The sequence below is a fragment of the Zoogloea sp. JDB1 genome (assembly GCF_056724025.1).
The window spans coordinates 5320135-5337268 of record NZ_CM161496.1 but is presented as its reverse complement, the minus strand read 5'-3'; the positions used below and the strand labels follow the sequence as shown (position 1 = coordinate 5337268).

Annotated in this window: 14 protein-coding genes; 6 read left to right on the top strand and 8 right to left on the bottom strand. The window is 64.7% G+C overall.

Annotation, left to right across the window (positions count from 1 at the left end; genetic code table 11):
* Positions 1–47: 47 nt before the first annotated feature.
* The 3 genes from AC1PPK_RS24235 to AC1PPK_RS24225 all read right to left on the bottom strand — a co-directional run bounded on the left by AC1PPK_RS24235 (position 48) and on the right by AC1PPK_RS24225 (position 4103).
* Entirely contained in the window at positions 48–1463 is a 1416-nt protein-coding gene (locus AC1PPK_RS24235) for a porin (protein WP_481115536.1), read from the bottom strand.
* A 107-nt stretch (positions 1464–1570) separates the two neighbouring features.
* The gene (locus AC1PPK_RS24230; RefSeq protein WP_481115535.1) at positions 1571–3307 is read right to left on the bottom strand and encodes an FAD-dependent oxidoreductase; all 1737 of its coding nucleotides are present in this window, start codon (positions 3305–3307) and stop codon (positions 1571–1573) included.
* Between the two features lies 1 nt (position 3308).
* Entirely contained in the window at positions 3309–4103 is a 795-nt protein-coding gene (locus AC1PPK_RS24225) for a shikimate dehydrogenase family protein (RefSeq protein ID WP_481115534.1), read from the bottom strand.
* Positions 4104–4314: 211 nt separating this feature from the next.
* Here AC1PPK_RS24225 and AC1PPK_RS24220 point away from each other — a divergent pair, with 211 nt between their 5' ends.
* From AC1PPK_RS24220 to AC1PPK_RS24195, 6 genes are all read left to right on the top strand, one after another.
* Positions 4315–5127, top strand: coding sequence for an IclR family transcriptional regulator (locus AC1PPK_RS24220; RefSeq protein ID WP_481115533.1), 813 nt, complete (start codon positions 4315–4317; stop codon positions 5125–5127).
* Positions 5124–6857 carry an FAD-dependent oxidoreductase gene (locus tag AC1PPK_RS24215; RefSeq protein ID WP_481115532.1) on the top strand — a complete coding sequence of 578 codons (1734 nt, stop codon included), beginning with the start codon at positions 5124–5126 and terminating at the stop codon, positions 6855–6857. The genes AC1PPK_RS24220 and AC1PPK_RS24215 overlap by 4 nt, the downstream gene beginning before the upstream one ends.
* 17 nt (positions 6858–6874) lie before the next feature.
* On the top strand, positions 6875–7501 hold the full coding sequence (locus tag AC1PPK_RS24210) for an NIPSNAP family protein (protein WP_481115531.1): 627 nt from the start codon (positions 6875–6877) through the stop codon (positions 7499–7501).
* Positions 7502–7509: 8 nt separating this feature from the next.
* Positions 7510–8325, top strand: coding sequence for a sugar phosphate isomerase/epimerase family protein (locus tag AC1PPK_RS24205; protein ID WP_481115530.1), 816 nt, complete (start codon positions 7510–7512; stop codon positions 8323–8325).
* Between the two features lie 237 nt (positions 8326–8562).
* A complete protein-coding gene (locus tag AC1PPK_RS24200; protein ID WP_481115529.1) occupies positions 8563–9990 on the top strand; it encodes an MFS transporter in 1428 nt (475 codons plus the stop codon).
* A gap of 103 nt (positions 9991–10093) precedes the next feature.
* A complete protein-coding gene (locus tag AC1PPK_RS24195; protein ID WP_481115528.1) occupies positions 10094–11707 on the top strand; it encodes a methyl-accepting chemotaxis protein in 1614 nt (537 codons plus the stop codon).
* Between the two features lie 330 nt (positions 11708–12037).
* Here the strand turns inward: AC1PPK_RS24195 and AC1PPK_RS24190 are convergent, their stop codons facing one another.
* The 5 genes from AC1PPK_RS24190 to AC1PPK_RS24170 form a co-directional block, all read right to left on the bottom strand.
* The gene (locus AC1PPK_RS24190) at positions 12038–12790 is read right to left on the bottom strand and encodes a hypothetical protein (RefSeq protein WP_481115527.1); all 753 of its coding nucleotides are present in this window, start codon (positions 12788–12790) and stop codon (positions 12038–12040) included.
* 17 nt (positions 12791–12807) lie between these two features.
* Positions 12808–13791, bottom strand: coding sequence for an IS5 family transposase (locus AC1PPK_RS24185; protein ID WP_481115526.1), 984 nt, complete (start codon positions 13789–13791; stop codon positions 12808–12810).
* A gap of 433 nt (positions 13792–14224) precedes the next feature.
* Positions 14225–14353 carry a hypothetical protein gene (locus AC1PPK_RS24180; RefSeq protein WP_481115525.1) on the bottom strand — a complete coding sequence of 43 codons (129 nt, stop codon included), beginning with the start codon at positions 14351–14353 and terminating at the stop codon, positions 14225–14227.
* Positions 14354–14368: 15 nt separating this feature from the next.
* Positions 14369–15445, bottom strand: a complete 1077-nt coding sequence (locus tag AC1PPK_RS24175) for a PEP-CTERM sorting domain-containing protein (RefSeq protein ID WP_481115524.1) — start codon at positions 15443–15445, stop codon at positions 14369–14371.
* A 449-nt stretch (positions 15446–15894) separates the two neighbouring features.
* Positions 15895–17052, bottom strand: a complete 1158-nt coding sequence (locus AC1PPK_RS24170; RefSeq protein ID WP_481115523.1) for a helix-turn-helix transcriptional regulator — start codon at positions 17050–17052, stop codon at positions 15895–15897.
* Positions 17053–17134 lie beyond the last annotated feature (82 nt).

The window sequence follows — 17134 nt, the reverse complement described above, 5'->3', positions numbered from 1 at the left end:
CGCGAAAGACTGGCCCGTCGCGGCTCGCGACGGGCGGGGTCGGGCAATCAGAACTTGAAGACGAAGCCGGTCTGGATGCCGTCGATGCGCTGTCCTGTGCGGTCGGTGCCGGAGAAGGTCTTGGTCAGGCCGGCCGAGCCTGCCGGGCCCCAGTTGCCGTTCTGCTGGTTGTCGACGGAGTCGAGCAGGGCGTAGAGCATCACGTTGCTGTTGAGATCGTAGTAGCTGGCGAGGGCCCAGCCCTTGGCGCCCTTGGATTGGCCGGTGGTGTCCTTGATGGTGCCCCACAGGCCGCCGACGCGCCACTGGGGCGTGACGCGGTAGTCGGCGGAGAGCTGGTAGATCTCGTAGAAGATGTCCAGGCCGGTGCCGGGCAGGCCCGCGTTGAGGGAACCGCTGGTGCTGCCGGTCGGGTTGTTGCCGACGATGTTGCCGCCGACGTTGCTCAGTGCGCCGCTGCCGTTGGCGTTGGCGCCGCCGTTGTTGGAGCGCACGAAGGCGGCGTAGAGCTTGCCGCGGCCATAGTCGTAGTTGGCGTAGAAGCTGTGGTACTCGGCGTTCTTCTTCTCCGTGCCCTTGTAGTCGGGGCGGCCCTCGATGCCGGCGTAGCCGATGCGGAACGGCCCGTAGAGGTAGTCGAGGGCGAACTGGTAGACCGCCATATTGCTGGGGCTGACGGTGCTGCTGGAGGTGGCGGTGCCGGCCACCGGGTTGGCACCGGCGAAGGCGTAGTGGGCCTCGGCCAGCAGGCCGTTCCAGCGCGGCGAGATCCACGACAGGTCGCCATCGTAGCGGGACGGCACACCGAAGTTATTGACCATCGAACCCAGGGTGCGGGAGGTGAGGTCGAAGTAGTCGCCGCGGCCGAAGATCGCGGTGTTCTGGCGGCCGAGGCGGAAGTCGCCGTAGGGCGTCTGCACGCCGGCCCAGGCCTGGCGGTCGAACAGGCGGCCGGTGGTGGTCAGGCCGGTGCTGCTGGCGTTGGCGGTGTCGGCGGCACTGCCGTTGGTGAGGTTGAAGCCTTGTTCGAGCTGGAACTTGGCGACGTAGTCGGCGTTGATCGCCCGCTCGCCCTTGAAGCCGATGCGGCTGCGCAGGGCGGCGCCGTCCTGGGCGGAGAAGATGCGGCCGCCCGAACTGCTCTTCATGTAGTTGAGGTATTCGTCGAGGTTGCCGTACAGCGTGACGACACCGCCGCCCACGGCGAGGCTCAGCGGGCTTTGCGCGGTGCCGACGGTCACGTTGGAGGCGGCCGGGCTGCCCGCCGGCACGCTGGCCGGGACGACCGCCTTCACGGTGGCGGCTTGCTTCTGGTTGTCCTCCATCCTCTCGATGCGGGACTGCAGGGCCTGCAGCTGGGCCTTGAGGTCTTCGAGCTCACCGGCGAGCGCGATGCGGGGGCCGGCGAAGGTGGTGATGCCGGCGAGCACCAGCAGGGCGGGCAGGGTCTTTGGTCGGATCATGGATGTCTCCTCTGTCTTTGTTGTGCCAGTTGTGGGATCTGGCTTGTCTGGGATTGCTGCCGGCGCTTGTCTCCCGGGCCGGCGGCGGGTGCTTGGGCTTTTCCGCCTCAGCGACGGGCCCGCGCAACCGCATGCTTGGCGGCCCGGTAGCCGAACACCAGGCCGGGGCCGATGGTGATGCCCGGTGCCGTGTAAACCCCGCCCATGATCGAGTGCATATCGTTGCCGACCGCATAGAGGCCGCCGATGGGCTGCTCCGCGCCGTCCAGTACACGGGCATCCACATCTGCCGCGAGGCCGGTGGAGGCGCCGATGTCGCCGGGATAGAGGCGCACCGCGTAGAACGGCGCCTCGCTCAACGCGCCCAGGTTGGGGTTGCGGCCGGGCCAGGTGGCGTCGCCGATGTTCTGCTGGTAGGCCGTTTCGCCACGCCGGAAATCCGGATCGACGCCGCTTTCCGCGTAGGCCTTGATCTTGGCGACACTGGCCTGCAGCCGCGCCGGATCGATGCCGAGCTTGCCGGCGAGCGCCTCGATGCTGTCGGCCTCGGTCAAGTAGCCGTCGGCAATGAAGGGGCCGAGTCCGCCGCCGCCCGGCCGCACCATGCCGAGCCCGTACTTGCGCAGCGCACGGGCGTCGCAGATCAGGTAAGCCGGCACGTCGGCGGCCATGTTGCGGTCCGCCATGCTCTGCTGCATGCGCAGCGCGAACAGGTGGTAGGACGTGCTCTCATTGACGAAGCGGTCGCCGGCCTGGTTGACCGTCAGCATGCCCGGCTTGGCACGGTCCATCACGAAGTGCGGGAAGGCCGCGGTGCTGCCGTCCGCCCGCTTGCGCAGCGACACCGGCGCCCAGAAGGCGTTGGTGCCGTGGCTGGCGCCGTAGTGGGCGCCAAGCCCGCGGGCCAGTTCCTGGGCCTGGCCGGTGTGCCCCGGCGCGGCTGGGCACCAGCTCATGTCCACCTTGCCGAGCATCGCCTTGCGCAGCGCCGGGTTGCGGTTGAAGCCGCCGCTGGCGAGGATCAGCCCACCCTTTACCTGCACGCGGCGCTGTTGCCCCTGCTGGGACAGGGTGATCGCTTCCACGCCGTCGGTGCCGCGTTCAATGTCGGTCACCGCGGTGTTGAGCGCAAGGCTCACCGTGTCGTGCTGCGCGAGGGAATACAACAGGCGGGCCACCAGCGCGTTGCCCATCACCAAGCGCGTGCCGCGGGAATGGCCGAGGCGGTCGTGGGCGTGGCGCAGCACGATCTTCAGGGAGTGCCGGAAGGACGCCAGCGACTGGGTCATGCCGAGCAGGTGGTTGATGTCGTTGCGGTCCACCATCATCCCGCCGAGCACCGTGAATTCCGGGATCGGCGGACGGATCAGACCGAACAGCTCGCCGAGCAGGCGTCCGTCGAAGGGGACCGGCTCCAGCGCCCGGCCGGTCAGCGTCGAGCCGCCCAGGTCGGAGATGTAGTCCGGGTGCTTGGCGTAGGGGCGGTATTTGACCTCCGACTGCGCCTCTATGTAGCGCACCGCCTCCGGGCCGGTTTCCAGAAAGGCCCGGCGCAATGCGGCGGGGCTGCGCTCGCCGACTGCGTTGTCCAGATAGCGGGCGGCGTCGGCCAGCGTGTCCGTCGGATTGACCTTGGCGGAATGGTGGGTGCCGGGCACCCAAGTGGTGCCGGCGGACAGGGCGGTAGTGCCGCCGACGTAGCCAGTGTGTTCCACCAGCAGCACGGTGGCCCCCTCGATGGCGGCGACCAGGGCCGCCGACAGGCCGGCGCCGCCGGCGCCGATCACCACCACGTCGTAACTTTGCGGCTCCGGCAGATCGGCGAGCCGTGTGATGACTTGCATGTCACTCACCCAGCAGGAAGTCGACCATCAGGTCGCAAACCCGGCCGAACATGTCGGCGCCGGTGGAGGTGCCGCAGCCAAGGGTGCGGGCGGCGGCGATCAGCGGCGTGATTGCCGGGGCGGTGATCACGCAGCCGACGAAGGTCTGCGGGGTCAGCTTGCTGACGTCGAGGGGGTAGGGATCGCCGTCCTTCATGCCGACCGGGGTCGCGTTGATCACGATGTCGAAGCCGCTCGGGTCGGGGCTGCCGTGGCTGACCGGGCATTGGCCAAGGCCGGCGAGGCGGTCCACCAGCGTGGTGCGGCGCGCTGTGTCTTCGTCATGGATCGCTAGTTGGCTCACGCCGGCCACCACCAGCGCGTGGGCAATCGCCGAGCCGGCACCGCCGGCGCCGACCAGCAGCGCCTTCTTGCCTTTCGGCTCGCAGCCCCGGTCGCGCAGAGCGGACACGTAGCCGAGGCCGTCGAACATGTCGCCATGCCAGCTGCCGTCCGGGTTGCGGCGCATCACATTGACCGTGTGCAGGAAGGCCGCCCGCTCGGAGGTCGTCGCGCACAGGTCGAAGCAGGCGAACTTGTGCGGCACGGTGACGATGATCCCGTCCACGTTCTGGGCCAGGGACACGCCGTCCAGCCAGGCGGCCAGCTTGGCGGGCGCCACGTGGGCGGGCATTACATAGGCGTTGCGGTCGTGGGCGTGGAAGGCCTGGGTGACGCCGGCCGGCGATTTCACCTGGGCGATCGGGTCGCCGACGATGAAGTGAACGCGGGTGGCTCCGTTGAGGGGCTGCGACATGGTTTTGTCTCCGTTGTGGGTATCAGGAGATTCCATTCTACAAAAAACAGAACAAGATTCCACTATTGAATCTAGTTCTGTTTTATCTATAATTCAGTCGTCCGCCCGCCATGGGGTTGCAGGTCCCGGATAAATCCGGCAGGTAAGAGCCTGGCAAACCCAACCTCATTGCGCCGCGTCGTGCGGCGCCGTTAATCGAACTGGAGCAATCATGAGCGGAGTACTTGAACGAACCCTGGGCATCCTTGAGCTGCTGGCCCGTCACGCGCACGGCCTCGAACTGGCCACCATCGCCGATCAGCTCAACATTCCGCGTAGCGGCGCCCACCGCCTGCTCACCGACCTCGCCCGCTGCGGCTACGTGCGCCAGGTGCGCGAGCAGGGCGACTACGTCCTCACTACCAAGCTGGTGTCCCTCGGCCTGAGTTACCTCGGCCATTCCGGCATCGTCGATATCGCCCAGCCGCTGCTCGATCAGCTGGCCGGCGTGTCGGGCGAACTGGTCCGCCTGTCCGTGGTGGACGGCGACCGCCTGACCTGGGTGGCCCGCGCCCAGGGCGCCCGCCAGGGCCTGCGTTATGACCCGGAGATGGGCAGCGATGCGCGCCTGAGCTGTTCCGCCTCCGGCCTCGCGTGGCTGTCCACGCTCAACGACGAGCAGGCGCTGGCGCTGGTGTCCCAGCAGGGCATCGGCCAGCCGACGGAGTTCGGCCCCAACGCGCCAGCCACCGTGCAGGCGGTGTTGGCCGGCATCCAGGAAACGCGCGAGCGTGGCTACAGCGTGACGCTGGAAACCTACACGCCGGGCCTCAACTCGATGGCCGCACCGGTGCGTCTGCGTGGCCAGGCGGCGATCGGCGTGATCTCCATCGCCGGGCCGACGGTGCGCTTCACCGAGGACAAGATGCACGCGCTGGCCGGCGAGCTGATCGCCACCGCCGAGCAGATGGCCGCCGCCAGCGGCGCCTCGCCTTTCTTCAACATGGCGCGCCGATCCGGTGCGCAACCCATATACGCACCATGATCCAAACCGATCTGCTGGTCATCGGCTCCGGCGCCGGCGGCCTGTCCGCCGCCGTCACCGCGGCCCACCTGGGGCTGCGCGTGCTGGTCGCCGAGAAGGACGCCCAATACGGCGGAACCACCGCCTGGTCCGGCGGCTGGATGTGGATTCCGCGCAATCCGCTGGCTGTCGAGGCGGGGATTGTCGAAGACATCGAGACGCCGCTGTCCTACCTGCGTCACGAGCTGGGCGACCAGTTCGACGAAGCGCGGGCGCGGACCTACCTCGAACACGGCCCGCGCATGGTGGACTTCTTCCGCCGCCACACCGCGCTGCAGTTCATCGACGGCAATGCCATCCCGGACTTCCACGGCCGCACGCCCGACGCGGCGCTCGGTGGACGTTCCCTGTGCGCAGCGCCCTTCGACGGCCGCCGCCTCGGCCGGCAGATCGAACGACTCAAACCCCCTTTGCGTGAAACCACCCTGTGGGGCATGGGCATCGCCTCCGGGGCGGAACTCCGGCATTTCATGAATGCCACGCGCAGCGTGGCGTCCTTCCGCTACGTGACCGGCAAGGTGCTCGCCTACTGGCGCGACCAGCTGCGGCACGGTCGGGGCATGCGCCTCGTCAATGGCAATGCGCTGATCGCCGGCCTCGCCGCGTCGGCCTTCGAGCGCGGCGTCGAGATCCGCACCGACAGCCCGGCCCGCCGCCTGCTGGTGGAGGACGGGCACGTCGTCGGCGCGGTGCTCGGCGGGCCGGATGGCGACGTGGAGGTCCGCGCCAGCCGCGGCGTGGTACTGGCCTGCGGCGGCTTCCCCTTTGACGTGGAACGCAAGAAAGCCTGGCTGCCCCACGCGCCCAGCGGCTGCGAACACTGGTCGGCGGCCTCCCGCGGCAACACCGGCGACGGCCTGCGCATGGGCGAGGCCATCGGCGCCGCGCTCAACGGCCAACTGGCCCAGGCCGCCGCCCTCGCGCCGGTGTCACTGGTGCCCCGCGCCGATGGCAGCTTCGCCCACTTCCCGCACCTCATCGAGCGGGCCAAGCCGGGCCTCATCGCAGTGACGGCGGACGGCAAGCGCTTCACGAACGAAGCCGACTCCTATCACGACTTCGTGCGCGGCATGCTCGCCGCCGTGCCGGCCGGCCGACCCATCGAAGCCTGGCTGGTCTGCGACCACGCCTTCATCCGCCGCTACGGCCTGGGGGCCGTCAAGCCCGCGCCGATGCCGCTCGGTCGCATGCTCGACAACGGCTACCTGACGCGCGGCACCACGCCGGCCGAACTGGCCCGCCAGTGCGGCATCGCCCCCGATGCTTTGGCGCAGACCGTGCAGCACTACAACCGGATGGCCCTAGTCGGCCGCGACGAGGACTTCGCCAAGGGCGAGACCCCCTACAACCGCGTGCAGGGCGACGCCGCATCAAGCCTGCCCAACCCCTGCATGGCGCCGCTGGAGCAGGGCCCGTTCTACGCGGTGAAGATCGTCCCCGGCAGCCTTGGCACCTTCGGCGGCCTGCGTGTCGACGACCAGGCCTGCGTGCTCGACAGCCATGGCCAGCCGATCGCCGGCCTCTACGCCGGCGGCAACGACATGGCCAGCATGATGGGCGGCCACTACCCGAGCGGCGGCATCACCCTCGGCCCGGCGATGACCTTCGGCTACCTCTCCGCCCACCACGCCGCCGGCCAGCCGCTGCTTGCCGACGCGCAGGAACCCCGGATTCAACCCAGCTACGCTTGAAACGCAAAGGAAGCCCCATGTTCTACGAACTCTCCACCATGACCCTGCCGTTCGGCACCGCCGCCCAGGCGGCCGCCAATGTGACGGCCTTCGCCACCGCCCCCGACGCCCAAGGCGAACTGCTCGCCTGCTGGTTCACCGACATCGGCACGCTGAACCAGATGATCGTGCTGCGTGGCTTCGACGACCTCGCCACGTTGCAGGCCGAGCGCCAGCGCACCCAGCTCAGCGCCAGCCCCTTCGGCTGCGGCGAGATCTTCCAGAGCCTGGAGCAGCACAGCTACCAAGGCTTCCCGTGGATGAAGCCGGTGCGCCCGTCGGCCGAGTCCGGCATCCGCGGCCCGGTGTATGAAATCCGCACCTACGGCATCAAGCCGGGCGGCGTGCAGGCCACCATCGACCTGTGGGAACAGGCCGTGCCCGCCCGCGAAGAAATCTCCCCCTGCGTGGTGGCGATGGTGGCCCTCGACGGCCCGCTGCGCTTCACCAACATCTGGGCCTACCCGACCGTCGACGCCCGCGGCAAGGCCCGCGCCGACGCCGTCGCCAAGGGCATCTGGCCGCCGAAGGGCGGCCCGGCCCACCTGACCACCGCGATGACCTCCACCATCGCGCTGCCCACCGCGGTTTCGCCGCTGCAGTGATGCCTGCCATGGAGCGTCCTTTTTCCCTTGCCTACCTGACGTCCAACACCCTGACGCCGCCCGAGGCCATCCGCCTGGCGGCGGAGCTGGGCTACGGCTTCGTCGGCTTGCGCCTGCTGCCCAACATGGCCGGTGCGCCGCAGCAGTTCATGATCGGCCTGCCCGACGTACTGCGCGAAACCCTGGCTGCAACAAAGGAAACCGGCGTTGGCGTGTTCGACCTGGAAATCATCCGCCTGACGGAGGACTTCGAGCTTGGGCGCAGTCTGCCCTTGATCGAGACCGGCGCGGAGCTTGGCGCCAGGGCGCTGCTGGTGGCTGGCGACGATACCGAGCCCGGCCGCCTCGCCGCCAACTACGCGCAGCTGTGCGAAGTCGCCCACCAGCACGGGATGAGCGCCGACCTGGAGTTCATGCCCTGGACGGCGGTTCCCGACGCAAAGGCTGCGCTGCGGGTCGTCGACGCGGCGGGTCGCCCGGCCGGCGCCGGCATCCTCGCCGACGCGCTGCACTTCGCGCGCTCGGACACCACGCCGGATGATCTGCGCGCGTTGCCGCGGGAGTTGCTGCACTACGTGCAGATCTGCGACGCCCCCACCGGGCTCACGCTGACGGTAGAGGAAATGATCCACGCGGCGCGCTGCGAGCGCCTGTTGCCGGGGGAGGGCGGCATCGATCTGCGCAGCATGTTCGCGGCCTTGCCCGCCGACCTGCCGGTCAGCGTGGAGGTGCCGCACATGCTCCGGATGGCCGAGGTCGGGCAGGTCGAATGGGCGCGCCAAGCTCTCGCCGCGACTCGCCAGGTAATCGATCCCCGGCCATGAATCGATGCTGCATTGCAGCACCGTAAGTGCCGGAGAACGGAGAGGAGGGGGGCTCCTTGAGCCCAACGTGGTGCGCGATTATCGAACAAGTTGTGACGGCAATCGCGCATCACCCGCATTGACCCAGTTAATTCGGACATCGCTATCGTTAATCTAGCCCCACTTCGAAGGCTGCAGAGGCAGCACCGCCCAAACGATCCGAATTGCTGCAACACACAAAAAATAGTGGAGACAACCATGCGTAGTCCTAGCGAACACAAGCAACATGGGACCCAGCAGACCAAGAAGGCCACCGCCAGTGGCTGGATCGGTTCCGTGCTGGAGTATTACGACTTCTTCATCTACGCGACCGCCGCGTCGCTGATTTTCCCGCAGATCTTCTTCCCCCAGGGCGACCCCCAGATCGCCATCGTCGCCTCCCTCGCCACCTACGGCGTCGGTTACGTGGCCCGTCCCATCGGCGCCTTCGTCCTCGGCCACTGGGGCGACACCCACGGCCGCAAGCAGGTGCTGCTGATCTGCATGTTCCTGATGGGTATCTCCACCATGGCCGTTGGCCTGCTGCCCACCTATGACCAGGTCGGCATGCTCGCTCCGGTCCTTCTCGTCATCCTGCGCCTGATCCAGGGCTTCGCAGTGGCGGGCGAGATCTCCGGCGCCAGCTCGATGATCCTCGAACACGCCCCTTTCGGCCGACGCGGCTTCTACGCCAGCTTCACGCTGCAGGGCGTGCAGGCCGGCCAGATCCTAGCCGCTGCCGTGTTCCTGCCGCTCGCCTACCTCATGCCGCCCGAAGCCTTCAACAGCTGGGGCTGGCGCATTCCCTTCCTGCTGAGTTTCGTCGTCATCATCGCCGGCTACATCATCCGCCGCGAAGTCGATGAAACCCCGGCCTTTGCCCAGGAAACCAAGAAGGGCGAGATCCCGAAGGCGCCGGTCGTCGAGGCCATCCGCGAATGCTGGCCCGACATGCTGCGCGTGATGTGCGCATCCCTGATGAACGTCATCCCGGTCGTCGCCACCATCTTCGGCGCCGCCTACGCGGTCCAGCCCGGCTACGGCATCGGCTTCAGCAAGGACGTCTACCTGTGGATCCCAGTCCTCGGCAACTGCCTGGCCGTGCTTGTCATTCCCATGGTCGGCAACCTCTCCGACAAGATCGGCCGCCGTCCGCTGATCATCGGTGGCTCCCTCGGCGCCGGCCTGCTGTCCTTCGGCTACCTGTACGCCATCAGCATCCACAGCGTACCGATGGCAATCGTCATGTCCCTGCTGATGTGGGGCCTGGTGTACCAGGGCTACAACGCGATCTTCCCGAGCTTCTACCCGGAAATGTTCCCGACCCGCACCCGCGTCTCCGCGATGGCCATCTCCCAGAACATCGGCACCATGATCACCGCCATGCTGCCGGCCTTGTTCGCCACCGTGGCGCCCCCGGGCTCCACCAACATCCCGATGACCGTCGGCTCCATCGCCTTCGGCGTTACCGTCATCGCCGCCCTGGCCGCATGGACTGCCCGTGAAACCTACCGCGTCCGCATCCACGACCTGGGCAACCGGAATGCCAACCCGGTGCCGCACGCCGAGTACAACGAGCTGCGCGAGCAGGCCTTTGCCGAAGCCCGCAAGACCTCCTGGATCTCCGCGTTCTCCATGAAGCACTAAGCAGCGCGCGAATCACTCAGGCAAGGCCGTGAAACGGCCACCGGACACGTCTCCGGTGGCCGTTTTCAATTGGAGCCGCAAAACAGCAGGAAGGAACCCAACCGTGAAACTATCCCGCCGCCTCGGTCTCATCGTCGCCAGCGCGATCCTGGGGCTGATCGTGGTGGCTGGCGTGGCGCTCACCACGCTGCGCACCACCATGCTCGACGAACGGCGCAACGAACTGCGCACCGTCCTCATCCTCGCCACCCAGAGCGTGGCCCACTACCAGGCCCTGGAACAGGCCGGCACCCTCAGCCACGCCGACGCCCAGGCCCGCGCCATCGAAGCGCTGGCCGCAATGCGCGACGGCAAGACCAAATATGTATGGGCACGCAGCACCGACGGCCTCGGCCTGGTGCTGCCCAACATGAAGGACACCGGCAGGATCGACCTCGGCAAGAAACTGCCCGACGGTCGCTACGACTTCCAGCGCTACCTCGACGCCCTCAACGGCAACGAGTTCGGCTACGTGGAAGTGATGGTCAAGAAGCCCGGCACCGACACCGAACTGCCCAAGATCAACAGCGTCACCAAGGTCCAGGGCTGGAACTGGGTCCTCGGCTACGGCGCCTGGGTGGACGACATCGATAACGCCTTCTGGCGCCTCGCCTGGCGCTTTATCGGTCTTGGCGCGGTGGTGCTGATCGTCGTTGCCGTGCTCGCCGGCCTGATGGCGCGCAGTATCTACCGGCGCATCGGCGGGGAGCCCGACTACGCCGCCCAGGTCGCGCGGGAGATCGCCGCCGGCAACCTCGCCCAGCACCTCGACATGCCCAAGGGCAGCGACAGCCTGCTCGCCTCCGTCGCCCACATGCAGACCAGCCTGCGCGAGATGATCGACGGCATCCAGCGCGGCGCCACGCTGCTCGGCCACATTTCCTCCAGCCTCAGCCGCCAGATGACGCGCATCGACGAAGCCAGCCAGCTCTCGTCCGACGCCACCTCATCCACCGCCGCCGCCATCGAACAACTGTCCGTCAGCATCGACCACATCTCCGGCAGCGCGCGGGAGACCGAAGAAAACTCCGAGCACTCCAGCCAGGTCGCCCGGGACGGCGAACAGATGGTCCAGCGCGCCGCCGACACCATCCAGGGCGTGTCCCAGCAGGTCAGCCAGGCCGCCCGCCTCATCGAAGGCCTGCTCGACCGCTCCTCGCAGATCGGCGGCATCGCCAGCGTCATCAAGGAAATCGCCGACCAGACCAACCTGCTCGCCCTCAACGCCGCCATCGAAGCCGCGCGGGCCGGCGAACAAGGGCGCGGCTTCGCCGTCGTCGCCGACGAAGTGCGCAAGCTCGCCGAACGCACCACCAGCGCCACCGGCCAGATCACCACCATGGTCGCCGCCGTGCAGGCCGACACCGGCTCCGTCGTCGGCAGCATGCAGGCCATCACCCCGCTGGTCGGCCGCGGCGTCGACATGGCCACCGCCGCCGCGGCCTCCCTGCGCGAAATCAGCGCTGGCGCCGAAGCCACCGTCGCCAAAGTGCGCGACGTGGCCAGCGCCACCGCCGAACAAAGCCAGGCCGGCACCAGCGTCGCCCAGCACGTCGAACGTATCGCCCGCATGGCCGAAGAATCCGCCGCATCGGTACGGGCCGCGGATGAAGACGTGAAACGGCTGGAGACGCTGGCCAGCGAACTGCGGGAGTCGGTGGCGCGGTTCAGGTTGTAAGGCGGGGCTGGACCGTTGAGTTCGTAATCAAATGGACGAAGCAGATGCCGCTGGGACGGCTTCCGTTCCTAGCGGCAGCATCAACGAGCCCAGGGCGCATACTTGGTTTCGAGGCGGTCGAAGATGTCGTCAGCCGGCTTAGGCGGACCACTGGCTCGGCCTGCCGCAATGTCGGCCTTCAGCGCTTTGAGCACCAGATGGCATGGCTCCCTGTCTTTAACACACGGAAGTTCTATCTGTTGCTTCTTTGCAGACATATATCCTCCCTTCTGGGGCCGTGTTCATTAACTGCGTAGGGCGCGCGCACCAGCGGTTGATTCTGAAATCTGTTCAGGGGGCGTCGCTCGTCACTTCGGGAGTCATGAAGAGCATATGCTGAGGTCCGCAGATCTCGTCGATCTTGCTGATCAAGAGCGTCAGACTATCATCGAGTGGTGATGTAGGTTGCCCCTTCTCTTGTAACGCCTCACGCCCTGCTTTTAGCACTTGACGCATGAGCAGCAATACATTGCAAATGTGTAGCTGGACTGATTTTTCCGGTAGGTTTGGGATGGAAAGGGGTTCCGCCGCATCTCGGGCAGCCTTGAGAAAGGTATAGAAACTCACCACCGCATCCACTCTGCCATGCTCCAGCGCCCCGAGTTCTTGGCTTACTGCGCCATAAAGCTGAAAGTAATCGGAGTGACGTGGCGCGTCAGCCCATGTGAGCTTCTTTGTGGGAGTCCTCAGCTTCTCACAGAAGTCCTGCACCAAGTGTGTCATTTCAATTGCAACCAATATGGCGCGGATATCTGCCTCTACTGCCTTTTGGATATTCTCACGCTGAAGATCGCGATCACGTAGTTTTTCCCTGCGGTTGGCGGAAAGTTGATGTGCAACCACCAGGCCTGCCGCCAGTGCAGCGATAAGCGTTGGGATTCCAGACTCTTGATTTATCCCTTTCGCTATCGCAAGGAGCACTCCACCACCGCTTAAGGAGACGCTGAACAAATCCCCGCCCAGCCTCTCCCGAGCGAGTTTCCGGCCAAGTCCATTCAAACATGCTGACCGCCAGGCATCAAAAGACCGATTTTCGAGGAGCATGCCTCCGATTTCACCGCTCAGGACGCACCTCGGGCATGCATCGCCGGCATGCGCCTTTGGGCGAGCAGCAGATTGGCGAAGCCAAACAGCGAGAAGAGTTGCGCCTCGTTCTTCGCCAGCCCGCGGTAGCGGGTCTTGCGATGCCGGAAGAGGTTCTTGATCACGTGGAAGGGATGCTCCACCTTCGCCCGGATGCTCGCCTTGAGCTTCTCGAAGCGCTCCTGCAACCGACCCAACGCATCGGCGGGCAGGGCCTTGCGCACGCTGCGCTTCATCGCCACCAGCCATTCAACGGTCTTGCCCTGGTTCTCGGGGCGTTTCTCGACGCCTTGGTAACCCGCATCACCGAACACGGTGTGCTCCTTGCCGTGCAGCAGGGCATGGGCCTGGCTGATGTCGCTGGTGTTGGCGGCTGTCGTGACCAGCGTATGCACCAGTCCCGACTGTGCATCGACGCCGATGTGAGCCTTCATGCCGAAGTGCCGGTTGTTCCCCTTCTTTGTCTGGTGCATCTCCGGGTCGCGCGCCTTCGCTTTGTTCTTTGTCGATGGCGGGGCCGCGATCAGCGTGGCATCGACAATCGTTCCTTCACGCAGGATCAGGCCTTGTTCGGCCAGATGGGCATTGATGGCCTCGAAGATCTTGCGCGTGAGCCCGTGGGTTTCGAGCAGCCGTCTGAACTTCAGCAGCGTCGTTGCGTCCGGCGCCGACTCCCGCGACAGATCAATCCCCACGAAGCCCCGGATCGCCTGGCTGTCGTAGAGTGCATCCTCCATCCCCTCGTCGGAGAGCCCGAAGCACTGCTGGGCCACATACATGCGCAGCATCCGCGCCTGGCCAATCGGAGGGCGCCCACGGCCTTCACCCTTCGGATAGAACGGCTCGATCTCGGCCTCCAGCGCCGCCCAAGGCGTCACCGTGTTGATCCCGGCAAGAAAGCGATCGCGCCGCGTCAGCTTCTTCTTCGCGGCGTACTCCAGGTCAGAAAAGCTCGATTGCATCGATCAAGGTCTCGTAAAGGGAAGGCACTGCGGGATTATCTCGCGTGTGCTCGTGTGCCGGGGGGCGGGGAATAAATCAGTGGCTCCTTAAGATAAAAACCGCCGCCAAGGCCCAGTTGTTCGACAGAACTCCTGCCCGCGTCCAAGTGTTGATCCGTGTTTTCATATGCATCCTGTGAGTCAATTTGCAACTATGGGGCGCGCAGGTATCCACTCGTCGTCTTGGAACATAGCAGCAGATCTCGCATCTCTCGTAAAACCGAAGATGGGGCGCCCTGTCTCGGGAGGGCTCCATGAGAGAGTGCTAGATGAATGAAAAAATTATCGTCCGCTTCGAATCAAGTGGACTGCTGCGCTGATGTCGCCGCGGTCATAGGCACCGAAGGAGACGCCGTAGTGGAAGTCGACGAACCAAATCCCAGAGCCGTCGTCGTTAGTACACCATGTCGTCTTGCACAACATAACCTTCCTTTTGTGCATTACTGATGGGGCCCGCAATCGCGCTCTCAGCCGTTACATTGGTCAGCGCGACGAACAGAATAGTGGTGAATTTATTCATCATCTTCATCCTCATTTTCTAATTAATAGGGTTTTCCCTCTTCTGACAATGAGGAAGTCGGTTCTTTTTTGCAGAGTAAGTCAATGTGATCGTCAAGCGATTCGTATGGCCCATTCCAAAAAGGTCTTTTGTTTTGCCAGTCAATTGCATGTGAAGCCACGAACTCATTGCAACCCAGTCTGGGGAGTTCGCCTTTCTTGCAGCGTTCCATTCGTTGCAGCTGAGTTCACCATCGGGCTTTTTGCGAAGTCTGGTAGAGAGTCCAAGGCAGCCGAGCCCAAGAGCTAGCAACGCGGAGGTGGTCGATTCCGGGACTGATGTGCTCGGAAGTGCCCCGAGGCTTGCATAGCTCGTGCCGCTTTCAGTTATATACGACGCCTCGGGAGTGTTTGAATTGAGGGTGAACAACGCGGTATGTGTGGCGTCAAGCAATACGGTTGCAGGTGCTGGGCTGGGCTCACCAAAGTTCCCGGCACGTACCCCACTCGCAAGAAAATTCTCGACCAAAAGTTCTTCTCCGATAAAGCTGGAGAGTGTGAATGAAAGGATTTCGTTTATTTCTGATTCGTTGAACGGCGTTGTCGATTTTGTTATGTTGAAGGCTTCGGTTCTTGCGCCGTTGTGATATATGTTCAGATAACTCCCAATATATCCGTCCGCACTGTATGGATCTGTCCACGCGGAGGAAAAAATAGCATGGAGAGAAAGCGTTCCAGTCAATTGGACCGGCGTACCGTAGGCCAGCGTAGAGGATGCTACCGTGATGGTGTCTATCCAGCCGGCGTAAGTACTGCTCTCTGCTCTGGACCCAAAAGTAGTTGTATATGCGCCAGCGCTGGTTCTGAGTACTCCAAAGTCCGCTGACACGTAGGCACTGCCTCCCCCATCGGGGGCTGCAAGGCTGTCCTCCATGCTGACTGGGGCGCCATTGAAATAGCTGTATGTGCTATTGGCCGCCTGAACATATTCCCCGTATGGATCGACGATTAAAATGCTGTAACGGGCAGACTGTGCGCTATAGCCAGCTGAGACCGGCGCGGTCTGGGAAACCATGCCCAGAAGAAGCGCGACATAGATAAGCGATTTAAGCCTCATTTATCTTCCCCTGTGTGATTGCAAAAAAAGCCCGCGACGTCTTGCCGCCAAGATGTCCTCAAGCCAGGCATTCTTAATGACTCCCGCGGCGTAAGCAGATTTGCGCTCATGCCAAGCGACATCCGTGGCTAAGGTAGAGCGGAGCTCCATTGCAGTCGTCATCCAAATGGATGAGATGCGATGACGTCGGTGCCGAAGACGCGGGGGATACGCGTTGAGGCTGTGCCGCAGGAAAGCTGGATATTGCTGAAGGGAAATTGGGGGGCGGTAGCGTGAGCCGGACGGCGCACTTCAGGGGCGGACCAGTTGTTGAACGTGGATCTGGGTAAGACGGGAGACTACGGTGTGCATTTGGGGTTGCTCGGGCCGTCTCCGGCAGGGCCAGGAGAGGAAAGACATAGATGATGGATGTGCACCTGAGGGGAGCGGCGCAGGGGATCGGGTTTTTCTTAGCTGGGCATGTCCCGGCCGTAGGCTGTGCCCGCGGCGGTCACGAGCCGCACCAGATCAGCCTGGGTCCGTGCGCCGCACTTCTGAAGCGCGTGTTGCAGATGAGTCCGTACCGTATTCTTCGAAACGCTGTTGGCTTCCGCATGCTCGGCCAGGGAGCGGCCGTTGGCCAGCGCGGAAACCAAGTTGGCTTCCGCGGGAGTGAGGCCGAACTGCACGCGCAGAGCATCGATCCGCATGACAGGCCTGGCACCCGGATCGCTGATGAATACCGCGATGGCTGCCGTCATACCGAGTGCGGACTGGGAGCGCACCGGATAGACGCTCAGTAGCAATGGAGCGCTTCCGGCTCTGCGCGGGATGGTGATGTCGGCACAGCATCCCGAGGGCTGTGTGTCGCTGCCGCCAAGGGCCATGCTGATGGCACGGTCGACCTGCTGTTGCAGGGGAGCGGAGGCGGCCCGGATGCTGCCGTCCGGGCCCAGCCAAACGCCGTCGTGGCGCCGGTCCAGGGTTCTGCCGGCATCGTTGGCAAAACTCAGGCGCTTGTCGCCGCCAAGAAGCCAAACTGGTGTGGCGACGAGATCGAGGACGGCAAGGGCATGCTCCATGTTGCTGTGGATGGCCCGCATTTCCCGGTGCAAGGCGTAGGCGCGTTTGATGTGGGGCATCAGGAGGCGATGGATGACCAGGGCCTGGGCATCGAAGGGGCCGAGCGCCTCCTCGCGTAGGGTGGTGAGGCGCAGACTGCGACTGCCCTCGTTGTGGGCGGCGCCGCCAAGGGAGTAGCGCAGACCCTGGGGGCGTAACCAGTCGTTGTAATACTCGGTTTTGGCGAGTTTGGACTCGGGATATATCTCCGAGGACACCACGGATTGTCCTTCAGGGATTCTCTCGGTGAACGGTAGCCAGACATTGATCTTTGAGTAGTAACGGGCGAAATCGGCCAAACGATCTGGATCGAATCCCACGCTGTACTGGGCAAGTTCACCGGGCACCTCAATCTGCGCATCAGCACAGGCGTAGTCGTGCATCCATATTGCTGCAGTCTGCCCGCCCAGTATGCGGGCAAATCTCTCCAGAAAGCGCGGCCAGATTTCGGGGTGGACGGCTGCTTCGTAGAGCAGAGCAATGATCTCGGCGATTTCATCATGCATGTCATGCGCTCGATTAGTCGGATGCAGTCCTGATTGCATCTTCCCGGGATTCGGTGCGTCGGGGAGTTGCGAAGATATTCCA